This is a genomic window from Gabonia massiliensis (genome assembly GCF_001403595.1).
GTDB classification, from domain to species: Bacteria; Bacteroidota; Bacteroidia; order Bacteroidales; family Coprobacteraceae; genus Coprobacter; species Coprobacter secundus.
In genome coordinates, this window is record NZ_LN877940.1 from 582,732 (window position 1) to 599,769 (window position 17,038).

The 17,038-nt window shown below is 40.8% G+C and carries 19 protein-coding genes and 5 tRNA genes; 21 read left to right on the forward strand and 3 right to left on the reverse strand.

The window, feature by feature from the left end; genetic code table 11:
• From uppS to BN2628_RS12450, 7 genes are all read left to right on the forward strand, one after another.
• Positions 1 to 410, forward strand: a 410-nt coding sequence (uppS, locus tag BN2628_RS12420) for a polyprenyl diphosphate synthase (RefSeq protein ID WP_074024177.1), incomplete at its 5' end; no start/stop codon positions are given.
• Between the two features lie 29 nt (positions 411 to 439).
• Positions 440 to 3,061, forward strand: a complete 2,622-nt coding sequence (locus BN2628_RS12425) for a BamA/OMP85 family outer membrane protein (RefSeq protein ID WP_370757456.1) — start codon at positions 440 to 442, stop codon at positions 3,059 to 3,061.
• A gap of 99 nt (positions 3,062 to 3,160) precedes the next feature.
• Complete coding sequence (locus BN2628_RS12430) at positions 3,161 to 3,676, forward strand: OmpH/Skp family outer membrane protein (protein WP_021930270.1); 516 nt, start codon at positions 3,161 to 3,163, stop codon at positions 3,674 to 3,676.
• Positions 3,677 to 3,737: 61 nt separating this feature from the next.
• On the forward strand, positions 3,738 to 4,244 hold the full coding sequence (locus BN2628_RS12435) for an OmpH/Skp family outer membrane protein (RefSeq protein ID WP_021930269.1): 507 nt from the start codon (positions 3,738 to 3,740) through the stop codon (positions 4,242 to 4,244).
• Between the two features lie 92 nt (positions 4,245 to 4,336).
• A complete protein-coding gene (gene murI, locus BN2628_RS12440; protein WP_044224786.1) occupies positions 4,337 to 5,176 on the forward strand; it encodes a glutamate racemase in 840 nt (279 codons plus the stop codon).
• 20 nt (positions 5,177 to 5,196) lie between these two features.
• A complete protein-coding gene (locus BN2628_RS12445; protein WP_055097551.1) occupies positions 5,197 to 5,490 on the forward strand; it encodes a S4 domain-containing protein in 294 nt (97 codons plus the stop codon).
• Between the two features lie 293 nt (positions 5,491 to 5,783).
• Positions 5,784 to 7,814: a beta-glucuronidase LacZ4 gene (locus BN2628_RS12450; RefSeq protein ID WP_055097554.1), complete on the forward strand. Its 2,031-nt coding sequence runs from the start codon at positions 5,784 to 5,786 to the stop codon at positions 7,812 to 7,814.
• A 207-nt stretch (positions 7,815 to 8,021) separates the two neighbouring features.
• Here the strand turns inward: BN2628_RS12450 and BN2628_RS12455 are convergent, their stop codons facing one another.
• The 3 genes from BN2628_RS12455 to BN2628_RS12465 all read right to left on the reverse strand — a co-directional run bounded on the left by BN2628_RS12455 (position 8,022) and on the right by BN2628_RS12465 (position 10,962).
• Positions 8,022 to 8,411, reverse strand: a complete 390-nt coding sequence (locus tag BN2628_RS12455) for a hypothetical protein (RefSeq protein ID WP_044224778.1) — start codon at positions 8,409 to 8,411, stop codon at positions 8,022 to 8,024.
• Between the two features lie 234 nt (positions 8,412 to 8,645).
• Positions 8,646 to 9,158: a gamma carbonic anhydrase family protein gene (locus BN2628_RS12460; protein WP_044224775.1), complete on the reverse strand. Its 513-nt coding sequence runs from the start codon at positions 9,156 to 9,158 to the stop codon at positions 8,646 to 8,648.
• A 19-nt stretch (positions 9,159 to 9,177) separates the two neighbouring features.
• Entirely contained in the window at positions 9,178 to 10,962 is a 1,785-nt protein-coding gene (locus BN2628_RS12465; RefSeq protein ID WP_044224774.1) for an aminopeptidase P family protein, read from the reverse strand.
• 283 nt (positions 10,963 to 11,245) lie between these two features.
• Here BN2628_RS12465 and rpsU point away from each other — a divergent pair, with 283 nt between their 5' ends.
• The 14 genes from rpsU to rplJ all read left to right on the forward strand — a co-directional run bounded on the left by rpsU (position 11,246) and on the right by rplJ (position 17,022).
• Positions 11,246 to 11,437 (forward strand): 30S ribosomal protein S21, encoded by a 192-nt coding sequence (gene rpsU / locus BN2628_RS12470; protein ID WP_021929538.1) that lies wholly within the window; start codon positions 11,246 to 11,248, stop codon positions 11,435 to 11,437.
• A gap of 73 nt (positions 11,438 to 11,510) precedes the next feature.
• On the forward strand, positions 11,511 to 12,419 hold the full coding sequence (locus BN2628_RS12475) for a tyrosine-type recombinase/integrase (RefSeq protein ID WP_044224772.1): 909 nt from the start codon (positions 11,511 to 11,513) through the stop codon (positions 12,417 to 12,419).
• Positions 12,409 to 12,711, forward strand: a complete 303-nt coding sequence (gene hpf, locus BN2628_RS12480) for a ribosome hibernation-promoting factor, HPF/YfiA family (RefSeq protein ID WP_021929539.1) — start codon at positions 12,409 to 12,411, stop codon at positions 12,709 to 12,711. The genes BN2628_RS12475 and hpf overlap by 11 nt, the downstream gene beginning before the upstream one ends.
• Before the next feature lie 99 nt (positions 12,712 to 12,810).
• Positions 12,811 to 12,884: transfer RNA gene (locus tag BN2628_RS12485), tRNA-Thr, on the forward strand.
• A gap of 13 nt (positions 12,885 to 12,897) precedes the next feature.
• A tRNA-Tyr gene (locus BN2628_RS12490) sits at positions 12,898 to 12,980 on the forward strand.
• 7 nt (positions 12,981 to 12,987) lie between these two features.
• Positions 12,988 to 13,060, forward strand: a tRNA-Gly gene (locus BN2628_RS12495).
• Between the two features lie 8 nt (positions 13,061 to 13,068).
• Positions 13,069 to 13,140: transfer RNA gene (locus tag BN2628_RS12500), tRNA-Thr, on the forward strand.
• A gap of 48 nt (positions 13,141 to 13,188) precedes the next feature.
• Positions 13,189 to 14,376 carry an elongation factor Tu gene (gene tuf / locus BN2628_RS12505; protein WP_044224770.1) on the forward strand — a complete coding sequence of 396 codons (1,188 nt, stop codon included), beginning with the start codon at positions 13,189 to 13,191 and terminating at the stop codon, positions 14,374 to 14,376.
• Positions 14,377 to 14,427: 51 nt separating this feature from the next.
• Positions 14,428 to 14,500 (forward strand) — tRNA-Trp (locus tag BN2628_RS12510).
• Between the two features lie 16 nt (positions 14,501 to 14,516).
• Positions 14,517 to 14,711: a preprotein translocase subunit SecE gene (gene secE / locus BN2628_RS12515; protein WP_055097558.1), complete on the forward strand. Its 195-nt coding sequence runs from the start codon at positions 14,517 to 14,519 to the stop codon at positions 14,709 to 14,711.
• A 14-nt stretch (positions 14,712 to 14,725) separates the two neighbouring features.
• The gene (nusG, locus tag BN2628_RS12520) at positions 14,726 to 15,268 is read left to right on the forward strand and encodes a transcription termination/antitermination protein NusG (RefSeq protein WP_021929640.1); all 543 of its coding nucleotides are present in this window, start codon (positions 14,726 to 14,728) and stop codon (positions 15,266 to 15,268) included.
• A 66-nt stretch (positions 15,269 to 15,334) separates the two neighbouring features.
• A complete protein-coding gene (gene rplK, locus BN2628_RS12525) occupies positions 15,335 to 15,778 on the forward strand; it encodes a 50S ribosomal protein L11 (RefSeq protein WP_021929639.1) in 444 nt (147 codons plus the stop codon).
• 15 nt (positions 15,779 to 15,793) lie between these two features.
• Entirely contained in the window at positions 15,794 to 16,492 is a 699-nt protein-coding gene (gene rplA / locus BN2628_RS12530) for a 50S ribosomal protein L1 (protein WP_021929638.1), read from the forward strand.
• A gap of 11 nt (positions 16,493 to 16,503) precedes the next feature.
• Positions 16,504 to 17,022: a 50S ribosomal protein L10 gene (gene rplJ, locus BN2628_RS12535; RefSeq protein WP_021929637.1), complete on the forward strand. Its 519-nt coding sequence runs from the start codon at positions 16,504 to 16,506 to the stop codon at positions 17,020 to 17,022.
• Positions 17,023 to 17,038 lie beyond the last annotated feature (16 nt).

A 17,038-nucleotide genomic window follows, 5' to 3' on the forward strand; every position in this document is an offset into this window, starting at 1 on the left:
GTATGCCGTCGGACGTTAAGGCCAAATTGGATCAGTGCATACAAGTTACCTCCGGAAATACAGGCCTCACGCTGGTACTTGCGTTAAGCTATTCTACCAAATGGGAAATGGTCGAGGCGGTAAAAAATATGGCACAGGAGGTTATGGACGGTAAATTGAATATAAAGGATATAAATGATAATACAATAGATAGTCATTTGGCAACAGCGATGATGCCTGACCCCGATTTGTTGATACGGACGGGAGGAGAGATGCGTATCAGTAATTTCTTGATGTGGCAGCTTGCTTATGCCGAGCTTTATTTTACGCCTGAATATTGGCCGGATTTCGGGAAAGAAAATTTTTATAAAGCCATTTGTGACTATCAAAACCGGGAAAGACGTTTCGGTAAAATCAGTGAACAACTATGAGAATTAGAGAAAAATCAATGCAACACAATATGCGTAAATACCTTTTATTATTGTTGGCTATGTTCTTCCCGGTCGTTCAGACCGCATTTTCGCAGACATCGACAGAATCTAAAACCGATACGATATATAATCCTACCATACATTATACCGCTACACCCAAGAAATATGAGATTGCCGGTATAACGGTATCGGGGGTAAAAAATTATGAAGATTATGTCTTGATAGGCTTTTCGGGGCTTACTGTGGGGGAAACGATGGAAATTCCGGGAGATGATATTACCCGGGCTGTAAAGCGTTTCTGGAAACAGGGGTTGTTTTCGGATGTAGCTATTGAGGTTACCAAGATATATGGCGATAAAGCGTGGTTGAATATCAGCCTGAAAGAGCGTCCCCGTATTTCGCAAATCAATTATAACGGAATAAAGAAATCGGAGCGGGAAGATCTTGAGCTTAAGTTGGGATTGGTAAAGGGAAATCAGATTACGCCCAACCTGATAGACCGTGCAAAATTGTTGATAAAGAAACACTTCGAAGAGAAAGGTTTCAATAATGTCGATGTGCAGATTTTGCAGAAAGATGACTTGTCTCATGAAAATCAAGTGATTGTCGATATCAATATCGATAAGAAAGAAAAAATTAAAGTTCATAAAATATATATTGATGGAAATCAGGTCTTGACTGATAAGAAATTGCAGCGGGTAATGAAGAAAACGAACGAAAAAGGTCGTTTGGTAAATCTCTTTAGAACCAAGAAATTTGTGAATGAAAACTTCAAAGCCGATTTGGACCTTATTATCGATAAATATAATGAACTGGGATATCGTGATGCTGTTATCGTAAAAGACAGTGTAGCAAAATATGACGACAAGAAAGTCGATGTATTTATTACTGTGGATGAAGGGAAGAAATATTATATCCGGGATATTCGTTGGTTGGGAAATACGTTGTATCCATCAGAATATCTGAGCGCCATCCTGCGCATGAAACCGGGTGATGTATATAACCAAAAGTTGTTGAGAGAACGTACACAGGACGATGAAGACGCTGTTGCCAACCTGTATATGGATAACGGGTATCTGTTCTTCCAGCTCGACCCGATAGAAGTAAATGTAGAAAATGATTCTATCGATTTGGAACTGCGCATTTATGAAGGAGAACAAGCCAGAATCAATAAAGTCATTATTAAAGGTAATGACCGTTTGTATGAGCATGTGGTTCGTCGTGAGTTGCGTACTAAGCCGGGTGAATTGTTCAGTAAATCGGACCTTATGCGTTCGGCCCGTGAAATTGCACAAACCGGACATTTTGACCCGGAAACAATGGATATACGCCCTGAACCGAATCCCGAGAATGGAACGGTAGACCTGGTGTATGGCTTGCAATCGAAAGCTAATGACCAGATAGAGTTTTCTGCCGGTTGGGGTCAGACCGGTATTATCGGTAAGTTGAGTTTGAAGTTTACAAACTTTTCGGTTAAGAACTTCCTGAATCCGAAATCATACAAGGGCATTATTCCTCAGGGAGACGGGCAGACATTGACCATCAGTGCACAGACCAATGCCAAATATTTCCAGTCATACAGTCTCTCGTTCTTTGACCCGTGGTTTGGCGGTAAGCGTCCGAATTCCTTCTCCGTGTCGGCTTATTACAGCCGCCAGACCGATATAAGTTCTAATTATTGGAATAATAACTATCTTGACCCATACGGTTTGGGGTATTATAATCCCAGTATATATGGCAGTAGCTATGGCAACTATGATTACAGCTATGCTGTAGACCCGAGCAAATCATTGCAGATGTTGGGAGTCTCTGTCGGATTCGGTAAACGATTGAGTTGGCCCGACGACTACTTTAACTTTACGGTAGACCTGAATTATCAGCTATATATGTTGAAAGACTGGCAGTATCTGTATTTCTTGCAAAACGGACATTCTCACAGTATATCATTGGGATTGACCCTTAGCCGTAACTCAATCGATAACCCTATCTATACTCGGCGAGGTTCCCAGTTCTCTCTGTCGGTACAGCTTACCCCCCCCTATTCTTTGTTCAATAAGGTAGACTATAAGAACCTCGATACCAGTACCGAGCAGGGACGTGAGAAAATGTACAAGTGGATAGAATATCATAAGTGGAAGTTTAAAGCCAAGACATATACTCCGCTTACTCCGGTAGAAAACCAGCATACACTGGTGTTGATGACGCGTGCCGAATTTGGTATTCTGGGTTCTTATAATAAATATAAAAAATCTCCTTTCGAGACCTATTATATGGGAGGTGACGGTATGTCGGGATACAGTAGCAACTATGCTACCGAAACTATCGGATTGAGAGGATATGAGAACGGTTCGTTGACTCCGTGGGGGTATGATGCGTATGCTTATACTCGTATGGGTATCGAGCTGCACTTCCCTATATTGTTGCAGCCATCGTCTACGATATATGCTCTGACATTTGCAGAGGCCGGTAATGCGTGGGTGGATGTGAAAGACTTTAACCCGTTCCAGTTGAAGCGTTCGGCAGGAGTCGGTGTACGTATATTCTTACCGATGATAGGTATGATGGGTATCGACTGGGCGTATGGTTTCGATAAAGTATTTAACAAACGAGGTGGCAGTCAGATACACTTTATCCTTGGACAAGAGTTCTAAACCGAAATCGATTTATTCCTGAAAATAAACCAATGGCGATGAAAACAGTCTAATACTGTACATTGTTATTATTATTCACGAATTAAAAACAGAATAGTTATGAAGAAAGCGATTATGATCTTGGCTGTGTTCTGCTCATTGGCGGTGACAGGTAGCGCTCAAAAGTTTGCATTGATCGATATGGAATATATATTGAAGAGTATACCGGCTTATGAAATGGCAAATGAGCAATTGAAGCAGGTGTCGACCCGTTGGCAACGGGAAATAGAGACAAAAGCGAAAGAGGCTGAAACATTGTTCAATAACTATAAGTCTGAGCAGGTTTATCTCTCCAAAGAACAGCAGTCGAAGAAGGAAGAAGAGGTCGTGGCCAAAGAAAAAGAAGTGGCCGAGCTACGTCGGAAATATTTCGGGCCGGAGGGCGAGTTGTATAAGAAAAGAGAAAGCCTGATGCAACCGATACAAGATGATATATACAATGCTGTAAAAAAGATTTCTGAAGAGAAAGGATACCAGATGGTTATTGACAGGGCTTCGGATGCCAGTATAATATTTGCCTCTCCGAGAATCGATATTAGTAATGAAGTGCTTACAAAATTAGGATATTCAAAATAAATGCTTATTTTTGTGACATTAATTGATAAACTGGAAAAATAAGAAAATTAAAATTGATATTATGTTTAAAAAATTAGTTATTGTTTTATTGTGTGCAATGCCATTGAGTGTATTTGCACAGTACAAATTCGGAACCATAAATACTCAAGAAGTATTTGCTTTAATGCCTGAAAAAGCCACAGCAGAAAAGACATTGCAGGATTTGGCAAAGAAATATGAAGATGAATTTGTGAAAATGCGCGAAGAATTTAATAAAAAATACAAAGAATTTATGGCGCAGGATTCTCTTCCTGAAAATATAAAGGCTCGTCGTATGCAAGAAGTACAAGAATTGCAGCAACGGATTCAGAATTTTCAGGAAGTAGCTCAAGGTGATATTGAAAAACAGCAGCAACAGCTTTTTGCTCCAATCGAAAAGAAGCTGACTGATGCTATCAAGTCGGTAGGTACAGAACAGAAATTTACTTATATTTTCGATTTGGCTTCTCCGATGCCTGTTATATTGTATCACGGAGCACCCAGTGAAGATGTGACGGCAGCCGTCAAGACAAAATTGGGGTTGAAGTAAAAATAGAATAAGAACTCTATATGACGGATGAAGGATGATAATCGATATTTATCATCCTTTTCTGTTTACGGATATAAAATTATATATTATCAATGGATTTGTTACCTGGGATACATGGGCCGATAGGGGTGTTTGACTCCGGCTATGGTGGGCTCACGATTCTTGACGAAATTCGTCGGGCAATGCCTCAGTACGATTATATCTATTTGGGAGATAATGCCCGTGCTCCCTATGGTACACGCTCGTTCGAGATTGTATATAAATTTACGTTAGAAGCAGTTGTTCGCTTATTTGAAGAAGGGTGTCCATTGGTAATTCTTGCTTGTAATACGGCTTCGGCAAAAGCTTTGCGGTCTATACAGCAGAATGACTTACCGGTATTGGCCTTTGACAGGAGAGTCTTGGGAGTTATCCGCCCTACCGTGGAAGTAATCGGGGATATGACAAAGACCCGTAAAATAGGCGTTTTGGGGACGTTGGGGACAATACAATCTGAGTCATACCCATTGGAAATAAAAAAACTGTATCCCGATATAGAAGTATATAGCGAGCCTTGCCCTATGTGGGTCCCTTTGATAGAGAATAACGAACATAATTCGCCCGGAGCAGATTATTTTGTGAAGCTTTATATCGACCGGTTGATGAACCGGTGTTCTCAAATTGATACTGTTATTCTGGGATGTACCCACTATCCGATATTATTGGAGAAAATAAAGAAATATCTGCCGTTGGGAGTACAGGCTGTGGCACAGGGAGAATGGGTTGCCCGCAGTTTGTCAGATTATTTTAAGAGGCATCCTGAGATGGACGAGCGCTGTACGAAACAAGGAACATGCCGTTTCTATACGACGGAATCGGAAGCAAAATTTATAGATGCAGCTTCATTGTTTTTACATGAAAAGCTCGATGTAAGACATATAACATTGGGGTAAATTAATTTGAATAGAAGAATATGGAAGAATTGATACGCATAAACAAATATATCAGTGAGACCGGTTTTTGCTCTCGCCGGGAGGCAGATAAGTTGATTGCAGACGAGCGGGTGACGGTAAATGGAATAAGGGCGGAAATGGGCACGAAAGTCGCTCGTACCGATAAGGTCAAAATAGACGGGCAGATTATCCGCTTGCCGGAAAAGGTCAACGTAGAAGATGAAGAGGTTCTGTTACATAAGAAAAAAGCCNACCTGTCGATTACTTGTCGAGGAGTTCTCTACGTGGAACTCGGGGAGGCATCAGAAATATGAGGAGGCATAGGGTTAAGGATGATAACGATGAAGCATCGAAAACCTGTTTATCTGGTAAAAAAAGACAAACAGGATATAAGGGTTCCTCAAAAAAAGGAGGTAAGGACCGTAAGTAATCCTTTATATAACGGAATTTTTGAGGATAGCAAGTGAAGAAAAAGCGGCGCGGAAAATGTGGTTTTGCACCGCTTTTTTGATTTTGGATTATTGAAGGTTGTATTTGGACGATTTGGGGTTCTTTTGTAACCATATAATCTGTATTTTTGGCAAGATATTTCTTTAAATCGGTAGACATGAAGACCATTAAATTATTTATTTTTTTTATTTTAATCACGTTTACGTCTCAAGCTGTACGGAGGGATGTTCTGATAAATGATAATTGGATGTTTCGTTTTGCACATCAGGTATCTCATAAATCGGAGCGTCGAGTGGATTTGCCTCATACATGGAATGCAAAAGATGCTTTGGCGGGGATTCCCGATTATTATCGGGGGACAGCAAATTATACACGTGTGCTGAAAATCCCTGAAGGATGGAAAGGCAAACGGCTTTTTTTGCGATTCGAAGGGGCTAATACGGTGACTGACGTATTTATCAATCAGCGGCATATCGGGGAACATCGGGGAGGATATGGAGCTTTTGTATTTGAAATAACCGATTGGATAGAATATGGTAAGGACAATCAGTTGCAGGTGAGTGTAAGTAATGCTTTGCATCTTGATGTCATGCCTTTGGTCGGTGATTTTAATTTTTATGGAGGAATATATCGGGATGTACATTTGTTGGTGACGGAGGAGACTTGCATATCGCCTTTGGATTATGCTTCTCCGGGAGTATATCTGATACAAGAGAGTGTATCTCCCCAAAGGGCCGATGTCAAGGCCCGGATAGCGGTCTCGGGATTGGCTGTGGATAATGTAAACTTGAATGTACGGGTTTACGATGGGGAAAAGGTGGTAAAGGAAGCGGTACAACCGGTCGAAGTCAAACCTTCAAAAGTGATGTATGTCGATGTTCCGATAACAATAGGTACTCCGCATTTATGGAATGGTAGACAAGATCCGTTTATGTATCGGGTTGAAGTTACCTTGTCGAAGGGCGATAGAATATTAGATAAAGTGGAGCAGCCTTTGGGGGTACGCTTTTTTGAATTAGATGCAGACAGGGGGTTCTCGTTGAACGGCCAGCCATTGCGGTTGCATGGTGTATGCCGTCATCAGGATAGAATCGAAGTGGGAAATGCCTTGCGTCCCGAACATCATATCGAAGATGCTGCGCTGATTGCCGAAGTCGGGGCCAATGCCATACGTCTGGCGCATTATCCTCAGGCGACTATGATATATGATTTGATGGATAAGTATGGGCTGGTCGTGTGGGCCGAAATACCGTTTGTCGGACCGGGAGGCTATCAAGACCAAGGATTTGTAAATACTTCGTTTTTTCGTCAGAATGGGAAGGAACAGCTTATCGAGCTTATCCGCCAGCATTACAACCACCCCTCTATCTGTTTTTGGGGATTGTTCAATGAGTTGAAAACTCCGGCAGATAACCCGTTGGAATATGTGCGGGAGCTGAATGAACTGGCACATAAGGAAGACCCTACACGAATCATAACTTCTGCATCCAATTTGAACGATGATAATGAATTGAACAGAGTTACCGATGCCATTTGTTGGAATAAGTACTTCGGCTGGTACGGAGGTAATCCGGATGACCTTGGAGCATGGGCTGACAAGGTTCATGCTGCATATCCTCAACTGAAAATCGGCATTAGCGAGTACGGGGCCGGAGCAAGCATTTATCACCAGCAGGATTCTTTGAAGAAAGTAGTCCCTACCGGCTGGTGGCATCCGGAGAATTGGCAGACGTATTATCATATGAAGAGCTGGGGACAAATCAGTGAACGGCCATTTATCTGGGGCTCTTTTATCTGGGCATTTTTCGATTTCGGAGCCGCGCACAGGACAGAAGGAGACCGCCCTGGTATAAATGATAAGGGACTGGTTACTTTTGACCGGAAAGTGAAGAAAGATGCTTTTTATTATTATAAGGCAAACTGGGATAAAGACAATAAATTTGTATATATTGCCGAACGGCGTTGTAAAAACAGAGTGAACCCTCAGGTTGATATTATGGTGTTTACCAATTTGCCGGAAGCTTCCTTATGGGTAAACGGGCAATATATGGGAAAGGCCAAGGCAGATAAATGGGCTACTGTGCGTTGGGAGAATATGAGCCTGATACCCGGGGCGAATCGTATAGAGGTAAAATCTGTAGATAAAAAGAAAGAGTATTCTGATACTGTAGGATGGATATTACAATAAAATTATAGATAGAAATATGAAGATAGTGAGAAGCTTATTATTGGAGTTATCGGTTTGAAATGGATGAGTGGCCTGTATCTATTTGATATCTGTAAAATAAGGCTTTCGGGACAGGCAAAAATAAAATCATCCGATGAAAATGGTTTCGAATTGATTATGCCGCGAGGAGGAACTGCCGAAATATCCCGAAAGTAGGGAAAGCATCGGTTAGTTATGGTTGCCCGATTTTAAATTTTGAATAAGAGTGTCCAACTCTTTGGCCATCGCAATCCGGTCGAATGAATAGGTCCTATCGTTTTCCTGTACATAATAAAGCAAAGCCTGAGCTTTTTCCATTTGATGCAAATCATGGTTGATACGTGTGTCATTTAGCATGATTTTTACCAATAGTTCAAGTAATTGCCAGTCAGGTACGAGTTCTGTCAATTCGTCTTCAGGCAAATTTATAATGGAATTTAAATTTAGCCGAAAAGCCTTGTAGCAATCGTCTGCAGCAGTATCGATGTCAGGTTCATTCGTCTCTTTTTTTCTTAATAGACGGGCTATTTTTTTAGTAAGCTCTTCGATTTGAGCTAATAAAAAGTCTTGTTTTATCATTTTTATCCTATTGTTTTGTATCTGAAGCTCTGCACTGCTTTAGAATCGGTTAAATTGTCCGATAAAGAAATCTGCTCAGGTCTCCTTTGTACTTCTTTTCGGACTGTTTTCCTATTTTCGTTTATCAAATAGCTTGCTATTATCTTCATGAAAACGAAAAAAAATATCCACAAAAGAAATTCTCAAAGCTGACCCAAGCAAAATTTAAACAGGTTCTTAATTGATATGAAAAAACTATTTATACCATTCGGAATACATCAGATAATTTTTAGCAATTTTCTGATTGATTTCCTTTGATTGTACCGGGTCTACCATTTTTATGAATTTGGCAGGAGCTCCGGCCCATAAACTACCGGGCTCGATAACTGTTTTGCTTAATACTACTGAGCCGGCAGCCACGATAGCTCCCTCGCCGACAATGGCATCGTCGAGAATGACAGCTCCCATGCCGACAAGTGCCCCGTCTTTGATGGTAGCCCCATGTACTGTGACATTGTGCCCGATAGAAACATCATCACCGATTTCGATGGTCGATTTTTGATATAAGGTATGTAAAACAGAGCCGTCCTGTATATTTACTCGGTTGCCGATACGGATAGAATTTACATCACCCCTCAATACTGTGTTGAACCAGATACTGCAATCATCCCCCATGACAATATCGCCTATCAATGTAGCATTATCGGCAAGGAAACAGTTTTTGCCGATAATAGGTGTGAATCCTCGAACTGATTTTATTAGTGCCATATTTTTTCGAATATTAAATTTATAAAGCCTCTGTCGCTTTTCTTAACCACTCTTTTTCTGCACCCACTAATTGGGGACTTAATTTTTCGTACACGGTTTTATGATAATTATTGAGCCACTCTTTCTCATCGGCAGTGAGCAATGTTATATCAATTGCTTTTTTGTCGATAGGGAAAAATGTCAAAGTTTCGAATGCGTTGAAGTCTCCGAAATCCGTTGTACTGTGGTGTACTGTCAATATCAAGTTTTCGGTGCGGATACCGTATTCTCCGGCAATGTAGACGCCCGGTTCGTTGGACGTGACCATACCGGGAGTCAGAGGAGTTGGATTTTCTTCGAGACGGATATTTTGAGGCCCTTCATGTACATTCAGGAAATGACCGATGCCGTGGCCTGTCCCGTGTAAATAATTTAATCCGTAATTCCATAAGAAATGGCGGGCGAAGGCATCGATTTGTGCACCTCTTGTCCCTTGGGGGAAAATAGAGGTTGCAATAGCAATATGCCCTTTTAGGACAAGGGTAAAGTCTCGTTTTTGACGGTCACTCAGTGGCCCTAAAGCGACGGTGCGAGTTATATCTGTCGTCCCGTCAAGATATTGAGCTCCGGAGTCGATTAGTAAAAATCCTTCATTTTTGATAGTTACATTGCTTTCGGGCGTAGCACTATAATGGACTATGGCACCGTGAGCTCCATATCCGGCTATCGTGGAAAAACTTTCACCTACATATAAGTCTTGCTGTGAACGGAATTCGCGAAGCTTTTCTGCAATGGTGATTTCCGAAACATGGCCTGTCGGAACATTTTGCTCAAGCCAGTAAAAGAATTTTACCAAAGCCACTCCGTCCCGTATCATGGCTGCTCTGAATCCGGCAATTTCTGTTTCATTCTTTATACTTTTAGGCATGGCTACCGGAGTCTTTCCGAACACTATGGCATTTTGTTGAGAAATAGCGTTTACCAAGCTATAATTTATTTTTGCCGGGTCAATGTATAACTTTACACCTTCAGGCAAAGCTTGTAAATAATCATGAATCTTATCGTAACCGGCGATTTTGATTTTGTTACTTTTTAGATATTCGGCAGTTTCAGTATTTATTTTTTTTGCGTTGATAAATAATACGCGCTCTTGTTCCGATAAAAATGCATAGCATATGGCTACTGGGTTACATTCTACATCAGTTCCTCGAATATTCAGTATCCATGCAATTTCATCCAAAGCCGATAACAATAAAGAGTTTGCCCCATATTTCGATATATTTTCTAATATAGAGTCTATTTTGCTCTCAGTAGATTCACCACTGTATTTTTCCGGATATGCAAATATCGGATCAGAAGGTATTTGAGGGCGGTTGTGCCAAATAGAATCGAACGGGTCAAAATTTGTCACGAAGGAAATTGTCTTGGTCTTGAAGAATTTTTTCATTTCCAAAGCATCCGAATAAGAAAACATCGCTCCGTCTATAGCGACTGTCGAGCCGGGAGACAGGACTTCGGCAAGCCATTCCTGAATAGAGGGTGTCTCGGCAAGCCCTTGTTTGAATAAAACGAAGTCACTTCCTTTGAGTTGTAACTCTGCTTGTAGGAAATACCGGGAATCGGTCCATAGTCCAGCTTTATCGACCGTGACAACGGCAGTCCCTGCTGAGCCTGTAAATCCGGATATCCAGCCCCTGGCTTTCCAGTAGGCAGCACTATACTCACTTTGATGAGGATCGGTTCCGGGAATGATAAAAGCATCTATTCTGTTTTCTTTCATGATTTGGCGGAGAGCTTTTACCTGGGCTAAACTATCTTTATCCATAATTTTGCTTTTTTAGAATTATTGTGTGTACACACAAAGGTAAAACTTAATCCGGTGAAAAGAAATAATCGGAGATATAAATCGATTAAAAAAAGTATTGATAAGTACTGTGAAATAACTGGAAATGAAGCTTATGTATAATGGATAAATTTGATTGAAACTGTAAAAAAGTGAAAAAAACGAGGAAAACAGAGAAAATAAAGCCGAAAGGTTTGTTTATCAAGAAACAATGTGTAATTTTGCACCGCATTTTGTACGAGAAATCTTTTTAATTATTAAAAATATGATAGTAGTTCCAGTAAAAGAAGGCGAAAACATTGAAAAAGCTTTGAAGAAATTCAAAAGAAAATTTGAGAAAACAGGTGTTATTAAAGAACTTAGAAATCGTCAGGCTTTTGAAAAGCCTTCTGTAGTAAATCGCAAAAAAGTAATGCGAGCTATTTACATACAGAAATTGCAACAGACAGAAGAGTAAAAAACACCGCTTTGAAGTTGGTGGATTGAATTCTTTTTTCTAAATTCGTAGCGTTAGTAAAGCAACGCTCTTTATGTTGATTGAATCATTTTTAGGATATATTCGGTATGAGAAGAAATATTCTTCTCATACCGTTCTGTCTTATAAAAATGATTTATTTCAGTTTAGAGACTTTGTAACAAAAGAAATCGGAGAGTTTGCTCCCGAAAAAATCGACCGGGATATCGTAAGAAACTGGGTGGTTGTTTTGGTTGAGAGCGGGGAAGCCCCTCGTACGGTAAGCAGGAAGATTTCAGCTTTACGTTCGTTCTTTAAATATTTGGTCATACAAAAGGAGATAACAGATACTCCGATACGGAATATTCAGCTTCCTAAAATACGGAAAAGGCTTCCGTCTTTCGTAAAGCAGGGGGAAATGGACCTGTTGCTTGACGAGGTGGATTTCGGTTCGGGATTTAGGGCCGTACGCGATAAACTTATCATAACCATGTTTTACTCTACCGGAATTCGCCGGGCAGAGTTGATAGGGTTGAGAGATGTCGATGTCGACTTGATGGCTTCGACCATAAAAGTGACAGGAAAGCGTAATAAGCAACGAATTATTCCTTTTGGAAAAGAGTTACGAACGATGATAGAAGAGTATCGAGCCATCCGAGCTAAAGAAATAGGAGGGGGATATCCGTATTTCTTTATAAAAGAAGATGGTGAGGCCCTTTATCCTCAATTAGTATATCGTGTGGTGACACATTATCTTGAGACCGTTTGTTCATTGACCAAGAAGAGCCCGCATGTATTACGACATACGTTTGCTTCGGCAATGTTGAATAATGGTGCGGAACTGAACAGCGTGAAAGCGTTGCTGGGTCATAGCTCTCTCGCATCGACCGAAGTGTATACGCACATTACGTTTGAGGAGCTGAAAAAAAGTTATAAACAAGCTCATCCCCGAGCAGAAAGAAAAGGAGAAAATTATGGAAATTAGAATTCAAGCCATTCATTTCGATGCTTCTACGCAGTTGGAAAGTTTTATTCAGAAAAAAGTAGTAAAGCTTAGCCAGTATTATGATGATATCATTGCCGCAGAGGTTACGTTGAAAGTTGTCAAACCCGAGACGGCTCAAAATAAAGAAGCTGGCATTAAATTGCTGGTACCGAAAACAGATGATATATTTTCGTGCAAGATTGCCGATACTTTTGAAGAGGCAGTAGACCTGGCTGTCGATGCCTTAGTAAAACAGCTGCAAAAGATGAAGGAAAAAAGCCGGATTAAATAAAAAAATACGGTAATATTTTTGTAGTTTGAAATTAATGACTAAATTTGCACCCGTTTCGCATTGGAAATATGCGTATGCATAACGGGTGCGAATATATAAGCCGATATAGCTCAGTTGGCCAGAGCACGTGATTTGTAATCTCGGGGTCGTGGGTTCGAATCCCTCTATCGGCTCAGTGTTAAATAAGGGCGAATACCAGAGTGGCCAAATGGGGCAGACTGTAAATCTGCTGTCTTACGACTTCGGTGGTTCGAATCCATCTTCGCCCACATTTTTGCGGGAATAGCTCAGTTGATAGAGCATTAGCCTTCCAAGCTGAGGGTCGCGGGTTTGAGTCCCGTTTCCCGCTCAAATGTTGCCGATGTAGCTCAGTGGTAGAGCGCTTCCTTGGTAAGGACGAGGTCACGGGTTCAAGTCCCGTCATTGGCTCAAGATTTGGACGCTAATCATTAATTAAAATAAATAACAAGTTAAGTTATGGCTAAAGAACAATTTCAACGCACCAAGCCTCATGTTAATATTGGTACTATCGGTCACGTAGACCATGGTAAAACCACATTAACTGCCGCTATCACTACTGTGTTGGCTAAAAAAGGTCTTTCAGAATTGCGTTCTTTCGATTCAATCGATAATGCTCCTGAAGAAAAAGAAAGAGGTATTACTATTAATACTTCACATGTAGAGTATGAAACTGCAAATCGTCACTATGCACACGTTGACTGTCCGGGTCACGCTGACTATGTGAAAAACATGGTAACTGGTGCTGCTCAGATGGACGGTGCTATCATCGTTGTTGCTGCTACTGACGGTCCTATGCCTCAGACTCGTGAGCACATCTTGTTGGCTCGTCAGGTAAACGTTCCTCGTATCGTAGTTTTCATGAACAAATGCGATATGGTTGACGATGAAGAAATGCTTGAACTCGTAGAAATGGAAATGAGAGAATTGCTCTCTTCTTATGAATACGATGGTGATAATACTCCTATTATTCGTGGTTCTGCACTGGGTGCATTGAATGGCGAACCTCAATGGGAAGAAAAAGTTATGGAGTTGATGGATGCTGTTGATACATGGATTCCTCTGCCTCCGCGTGATATCGATAAACCATTCTTGATGCCGGTAGAAGACGTGTTCTCTATCACAGGTCGTGGTACTGTTGCAACAGGTCGTATCGAAACTGGTGTTATCAAAGTGGGCGACGAAGTTCAGATTATCGGTTTAGGTGCTGATGGTAAGAAATCTGTTGTTACCGGTGTGGAAATGTTCCGCAAACTTCTTGATCAAGGTGAAGCTGGTGATAACGTTGGTTTGTTGCTCCGTGGTATCGACAAAAACGAAATCAAACGTGGTATGGTTATCTGCCATCCGGGACAGATTACTCCTCACTCAAAATTCAAAGCTCAGGTATATATCCTGAAGAAAGAAGAAGGTGGTCGTCACACTCCATTCCACAACAAATATCGTCCTCAGTTCTATATCCGTACATTAGACGTAACTGGTGAAATCACTCTTCCGGAAGGAACTGAAATGGTAATGCCAGGTGACCATGTAACAATCACTGTAGAACTTATCTATCCGGTAGCTATCAACGTAGGTTTGCGTTTCGCTATTCGTGAAGGTGGTCGTACAGTAGGTTCTGGTCAGATTACCGAAATCCTTGACTAATCTAAATAGATATAGTTTACAGCCGGCTCATTTTATGGAGCTGGCTGATATACGGGTCTAGCTCAGTTGGTAGAGCACTGGTCTCCAAAACCAGGTGTCGGGAGTTCGAGTCTCTCGACCCGTGCAAACTCAAAAAGAGAATGAAAAAGATACTTGCAAATATTAAAGAATCTTATAACGAATTGGTTTATAAGGTTTCTTGGCCGACAAAGTCCGAATTAAGCAATAGTGCCGTGGTTGTTATGTTCGCTTCCCTAATCATAGCCTTGGTAGTATTTGTGATGGACCAATGTTTTGACCATATTATGCATTTCATTTACGGCAAAATATTCTAATTGGGAGGTAAAAAATGTCTGAGGTAAAAAGAGGATGGTATGTATTGCGTGCCATTAGCGGAAAAGAGGGCAAGGTAAAGGAATATCTTGATGCTGAAATCAAGAATACTGACCTTGGAGAATATGTATCCCAGGTTTTGATACCTACTGAGAAGGTATATTCTGTACGTAATGGTAAGAAAGTCACTAAGGAAAGAAATCTTTATCCTGGTTATGTTTTTGTAGAGGCAGCGCTCGTCGGAGAGGTGTCTCATCGTTTGCGTAATACGACAAACGTAATTGGTTTTCTGGGAGGGACGACTAATCCCGACCCTTTGAGACCTGCTGAAGTAAAACGTATGTTGGGTGCTGTAGACGAGTTACAGGAACAAGGAGAAGAGATTAGCATTCCGTATTTTGTTGGAGAAACCGTAAAAGTAACATTCGGGCCGTTCAATGGTTTCAGTGGTATTATTGAGGAAGTAAACAACGAAAAGAAAAAGTTGAAAGTAATGGTTAAAATTTTCGGGCGTAAGACTCCGCTCGAATTGGGCTTTATGCAAGTAGAAAAGGAATAATGGAGGTGGTGTTACGCACTTGTCATTATCCCCACGTTGTTTTATAACAAATCAAATTAAATCAAAATGGCTAAAGAAATTGCTGGACAGATCAAATTACAGATTAAAGGAGGTGCAGCAAACCCATCTCCCCCTGTAGGACCGGCTTTAGGTTCTAAAGGGATTAATATTATGGAGTTTTGCAAGCAATTCAATGCCCGCACTCAAGACAAAGCCGGAAAGGTATTACCTGTCGTTATCACTTATTATAGCGATAAATCTTTCGATTTTATTGTTAAGACTCCTCCTGTAGCCATTCAATTGTTAGAAGCATCTAAACAAAAGAGTGGATCGGCAGAGCCTAACCGTAAAAAAGTGGCATCAATCACTTGGGATCAGGTAAAAGCAATTGCTGAGGACAAAATGGTCGATTTGAACTGTTTTACTTTGAAATCAGCGATGACTATGGTTGCTGGTACAGCTAGAAGTATGGGTATAACCGTAAGTGGGGAATTCCCGGATATTAACTAATAAACTTCAATTGAAATGGGTAAACTGACAAAAAATCAAAAGTTAGCTTTAGACAAAATTGAAGCAGGGAAGGCCTATTCACTCAAAGAAGCATCTCAGTTGGTAAAAGATATAACTTATACGAAATTTGATGCCTCTGTTGATGTTGATGTACGTTTAGGCGTAGACCCACGTAAAGCTAACCAGATGGTAAGAGGGGTTGTCTCTCTGCCTCATGGTACCGGTAAAGTGACTCGGGTATTGGTACTTTGTACTCCCGATCAGGAAACCGCTGCTAAGGAAGCTGGAGCTGACTACGTTGGGCTGGACGAATATATCGAAAAAATCAAAGGTGGTTGGACCGATATTGACGTTATTATAACAATGCCTGCTATCATGGGTAAAATCGGTGCTTTAGGACGTGTATTGGGTCCTCGTGGCTTGATGCCTAATCCTAAGAGTGGTACTGTTACCAACGAGGTTGCTAAGGCTGTAAAAGAAGTAAAACAAGGAAAGATTGACTTTAAAGTCGATAAGAATGGTATTGTACATGCTTCTATAGGTAAAGTATCTTTCTCTGCTGATCAGATTCGTGATAATGCAAAAGAATTTGTTTCTGCTTTGATTAAACTGAAACCGACTGCTGCTAAAGGTACATATATTAAGAGTGTTTATCTTTCAAGTACAATGAGCCCGGGTATTAAAATCGAGCCTAAATCAGTTGATGAGATTTAAAAAATTGAATTATGAGAAAGGAAGATAAAAGCACAGTTATAGAACAGATTGCATCGACTCTTAAAGAATACAGTCATTTTTATTTGGCAGAAACAGCTGCGTTGAACGCTGAGAAAACAAGCGCTCTTCGTCGTGAATGCTTCAAGCAAGATATAAAATTACTGGTTGTTAAGAATGCCTTGCTTCACAAAGCTATGGAGTCTCTCGATACTGATTATACTCCGCTTTATGATTGTCTGAAAGGCTCGACTGCAGTAATGTTTACGAATACAGGTAACGCTCCGGCCAAGTTGATCAAAGAGTTTAGAAAATCTACTTCTGACTTGTTGAACTTCAAAGCTGCATATGTTGAAGAAAGCTTCTATATCGGAGCTGAACAATTAGATGCGTTAGTTGCTATTAAGAGCAAAAATGAACTTATCGCCGATGTTATCGCATTGTTACAATCGCCTGCTAAGAACGTTGTTTCGGCATTGCAATCGGGAGGTTCTAAACTTCACGGAGTATTGCAGACTCTATCAGAAAGATAATTTTTTAGAAAAACGA

Bases quoted from the DNA above. Each gene is read 5' to 3' on its own strand.
- BN2628_RS12425 (WP_370757456.1), top strand. From the start codon at position 440: ATGCGTAAATACCTTTTATTATTGTTGGCTATGTTCTTCCCGGTCGTT.
- BN2628_RS12430 (WP_021930270.1), top strand. From the start codon at position 3,161: ATGAAGAAAGCGATTATGATCTTGGCTGTGTTCTGCTCATTGGCGGTG.
- BN2628_RS12435 (WP_021930269.1), top strand. From the start codon at position 3,738: ATGTTTAAAAAATTAGTTATTGTTTTATTGTGTGCAATGCCATTGAGT.
- murI (WP_044224786.1), top strand. From the start codon at position 4,337: ATGGATTTGTTACCTGGGATACATGGGCCGATAGGGGTGTTTGACTCC.
- BN2628_RS12450 (WP_055097554.1), top strand. From the start codon at position 5,784: ATGAAGACCATTAAATTATTTATTTTTTTTATTTTAATCACGTTTACG.
- BN2628_RS12455 (WP_044224778.1), bottom strand. From the start codon at position 8,411: ATGATAAAACAAGACTTTTTATTAGCTCAAATCGAAGAGCTTACTAAA.
- BN2628_RS12460 (WP_044224775.1), bottom strand. From the start codon at position 9,158: ATGGCACTAATAAAATCAGTTCGAGGATTCACACCTATTATCGGCAAA.
- BN2628_RS12465 (WP_044224774.1), bottom strand. From the start codon at position 10,962: ATGGATAAAGATAGTTTAGCCCAGGTAAAAGCTCTCCGCCAAATCATG.
- rpsU (WP_021929538.1), top strand. From the start codon at position 11,246: ATGATAGTAGTTCCAGTAAAAGAAGGCGAAAACATTGAAAAAGCTTTG.
- BN2628_RS12475 (WP_044224772.1), top strand. From the start codon at position 11,511: ATGTTGATTGAATCATTTTTAGGATATATTCGGTATGAGAAGAAATAT.
- hpf (WP_021929539.1), top strand. From the start codon at position 12,409: ATGGAAATTAGAATTCAAGCCATTCATTTCGATGCTTCTACGCAGTTG.
- tuf (WP_044224770.1), top strand. From the start codon at position 13,189: ATGGCTAAAGAACAATTTCAACGCACCAAGCCTCATGTTAATATTGGT.
- secE (WP_055097558.1), top strand. From the start codon at position 14,517: ATGAAAAAGATACTTGCAAATATTAAAGAATCTTATAACGAATTGGTT.
- nusG (WP_021929640.1), top strand. From the start codon at position 14,726: ATGTCTGAGGTAAAAAGAGGATGGTATGTATTGCGTGCCATTAGCGGA.
- rplK (WP_021929639.1), top strand. From the start codon at position 15,335: ATGGCTAAAGAAATTGCTGGACAGATCAAATTACAGATTAAAGGAGGT.
- rplA (WP_021929638.1), top strand. From the start codon at position 15,794: ATGGGTAAACTGACAAAAAATCAAAAGTTAGCTTTAGACAAAATTGAA.
- rplJ (WP_021929637.1), top strand. From the start codon at position 16,504: ATGAGAAAGGAAGATAAAAGCACAGTTATAGAACAGATTGCATCGACT.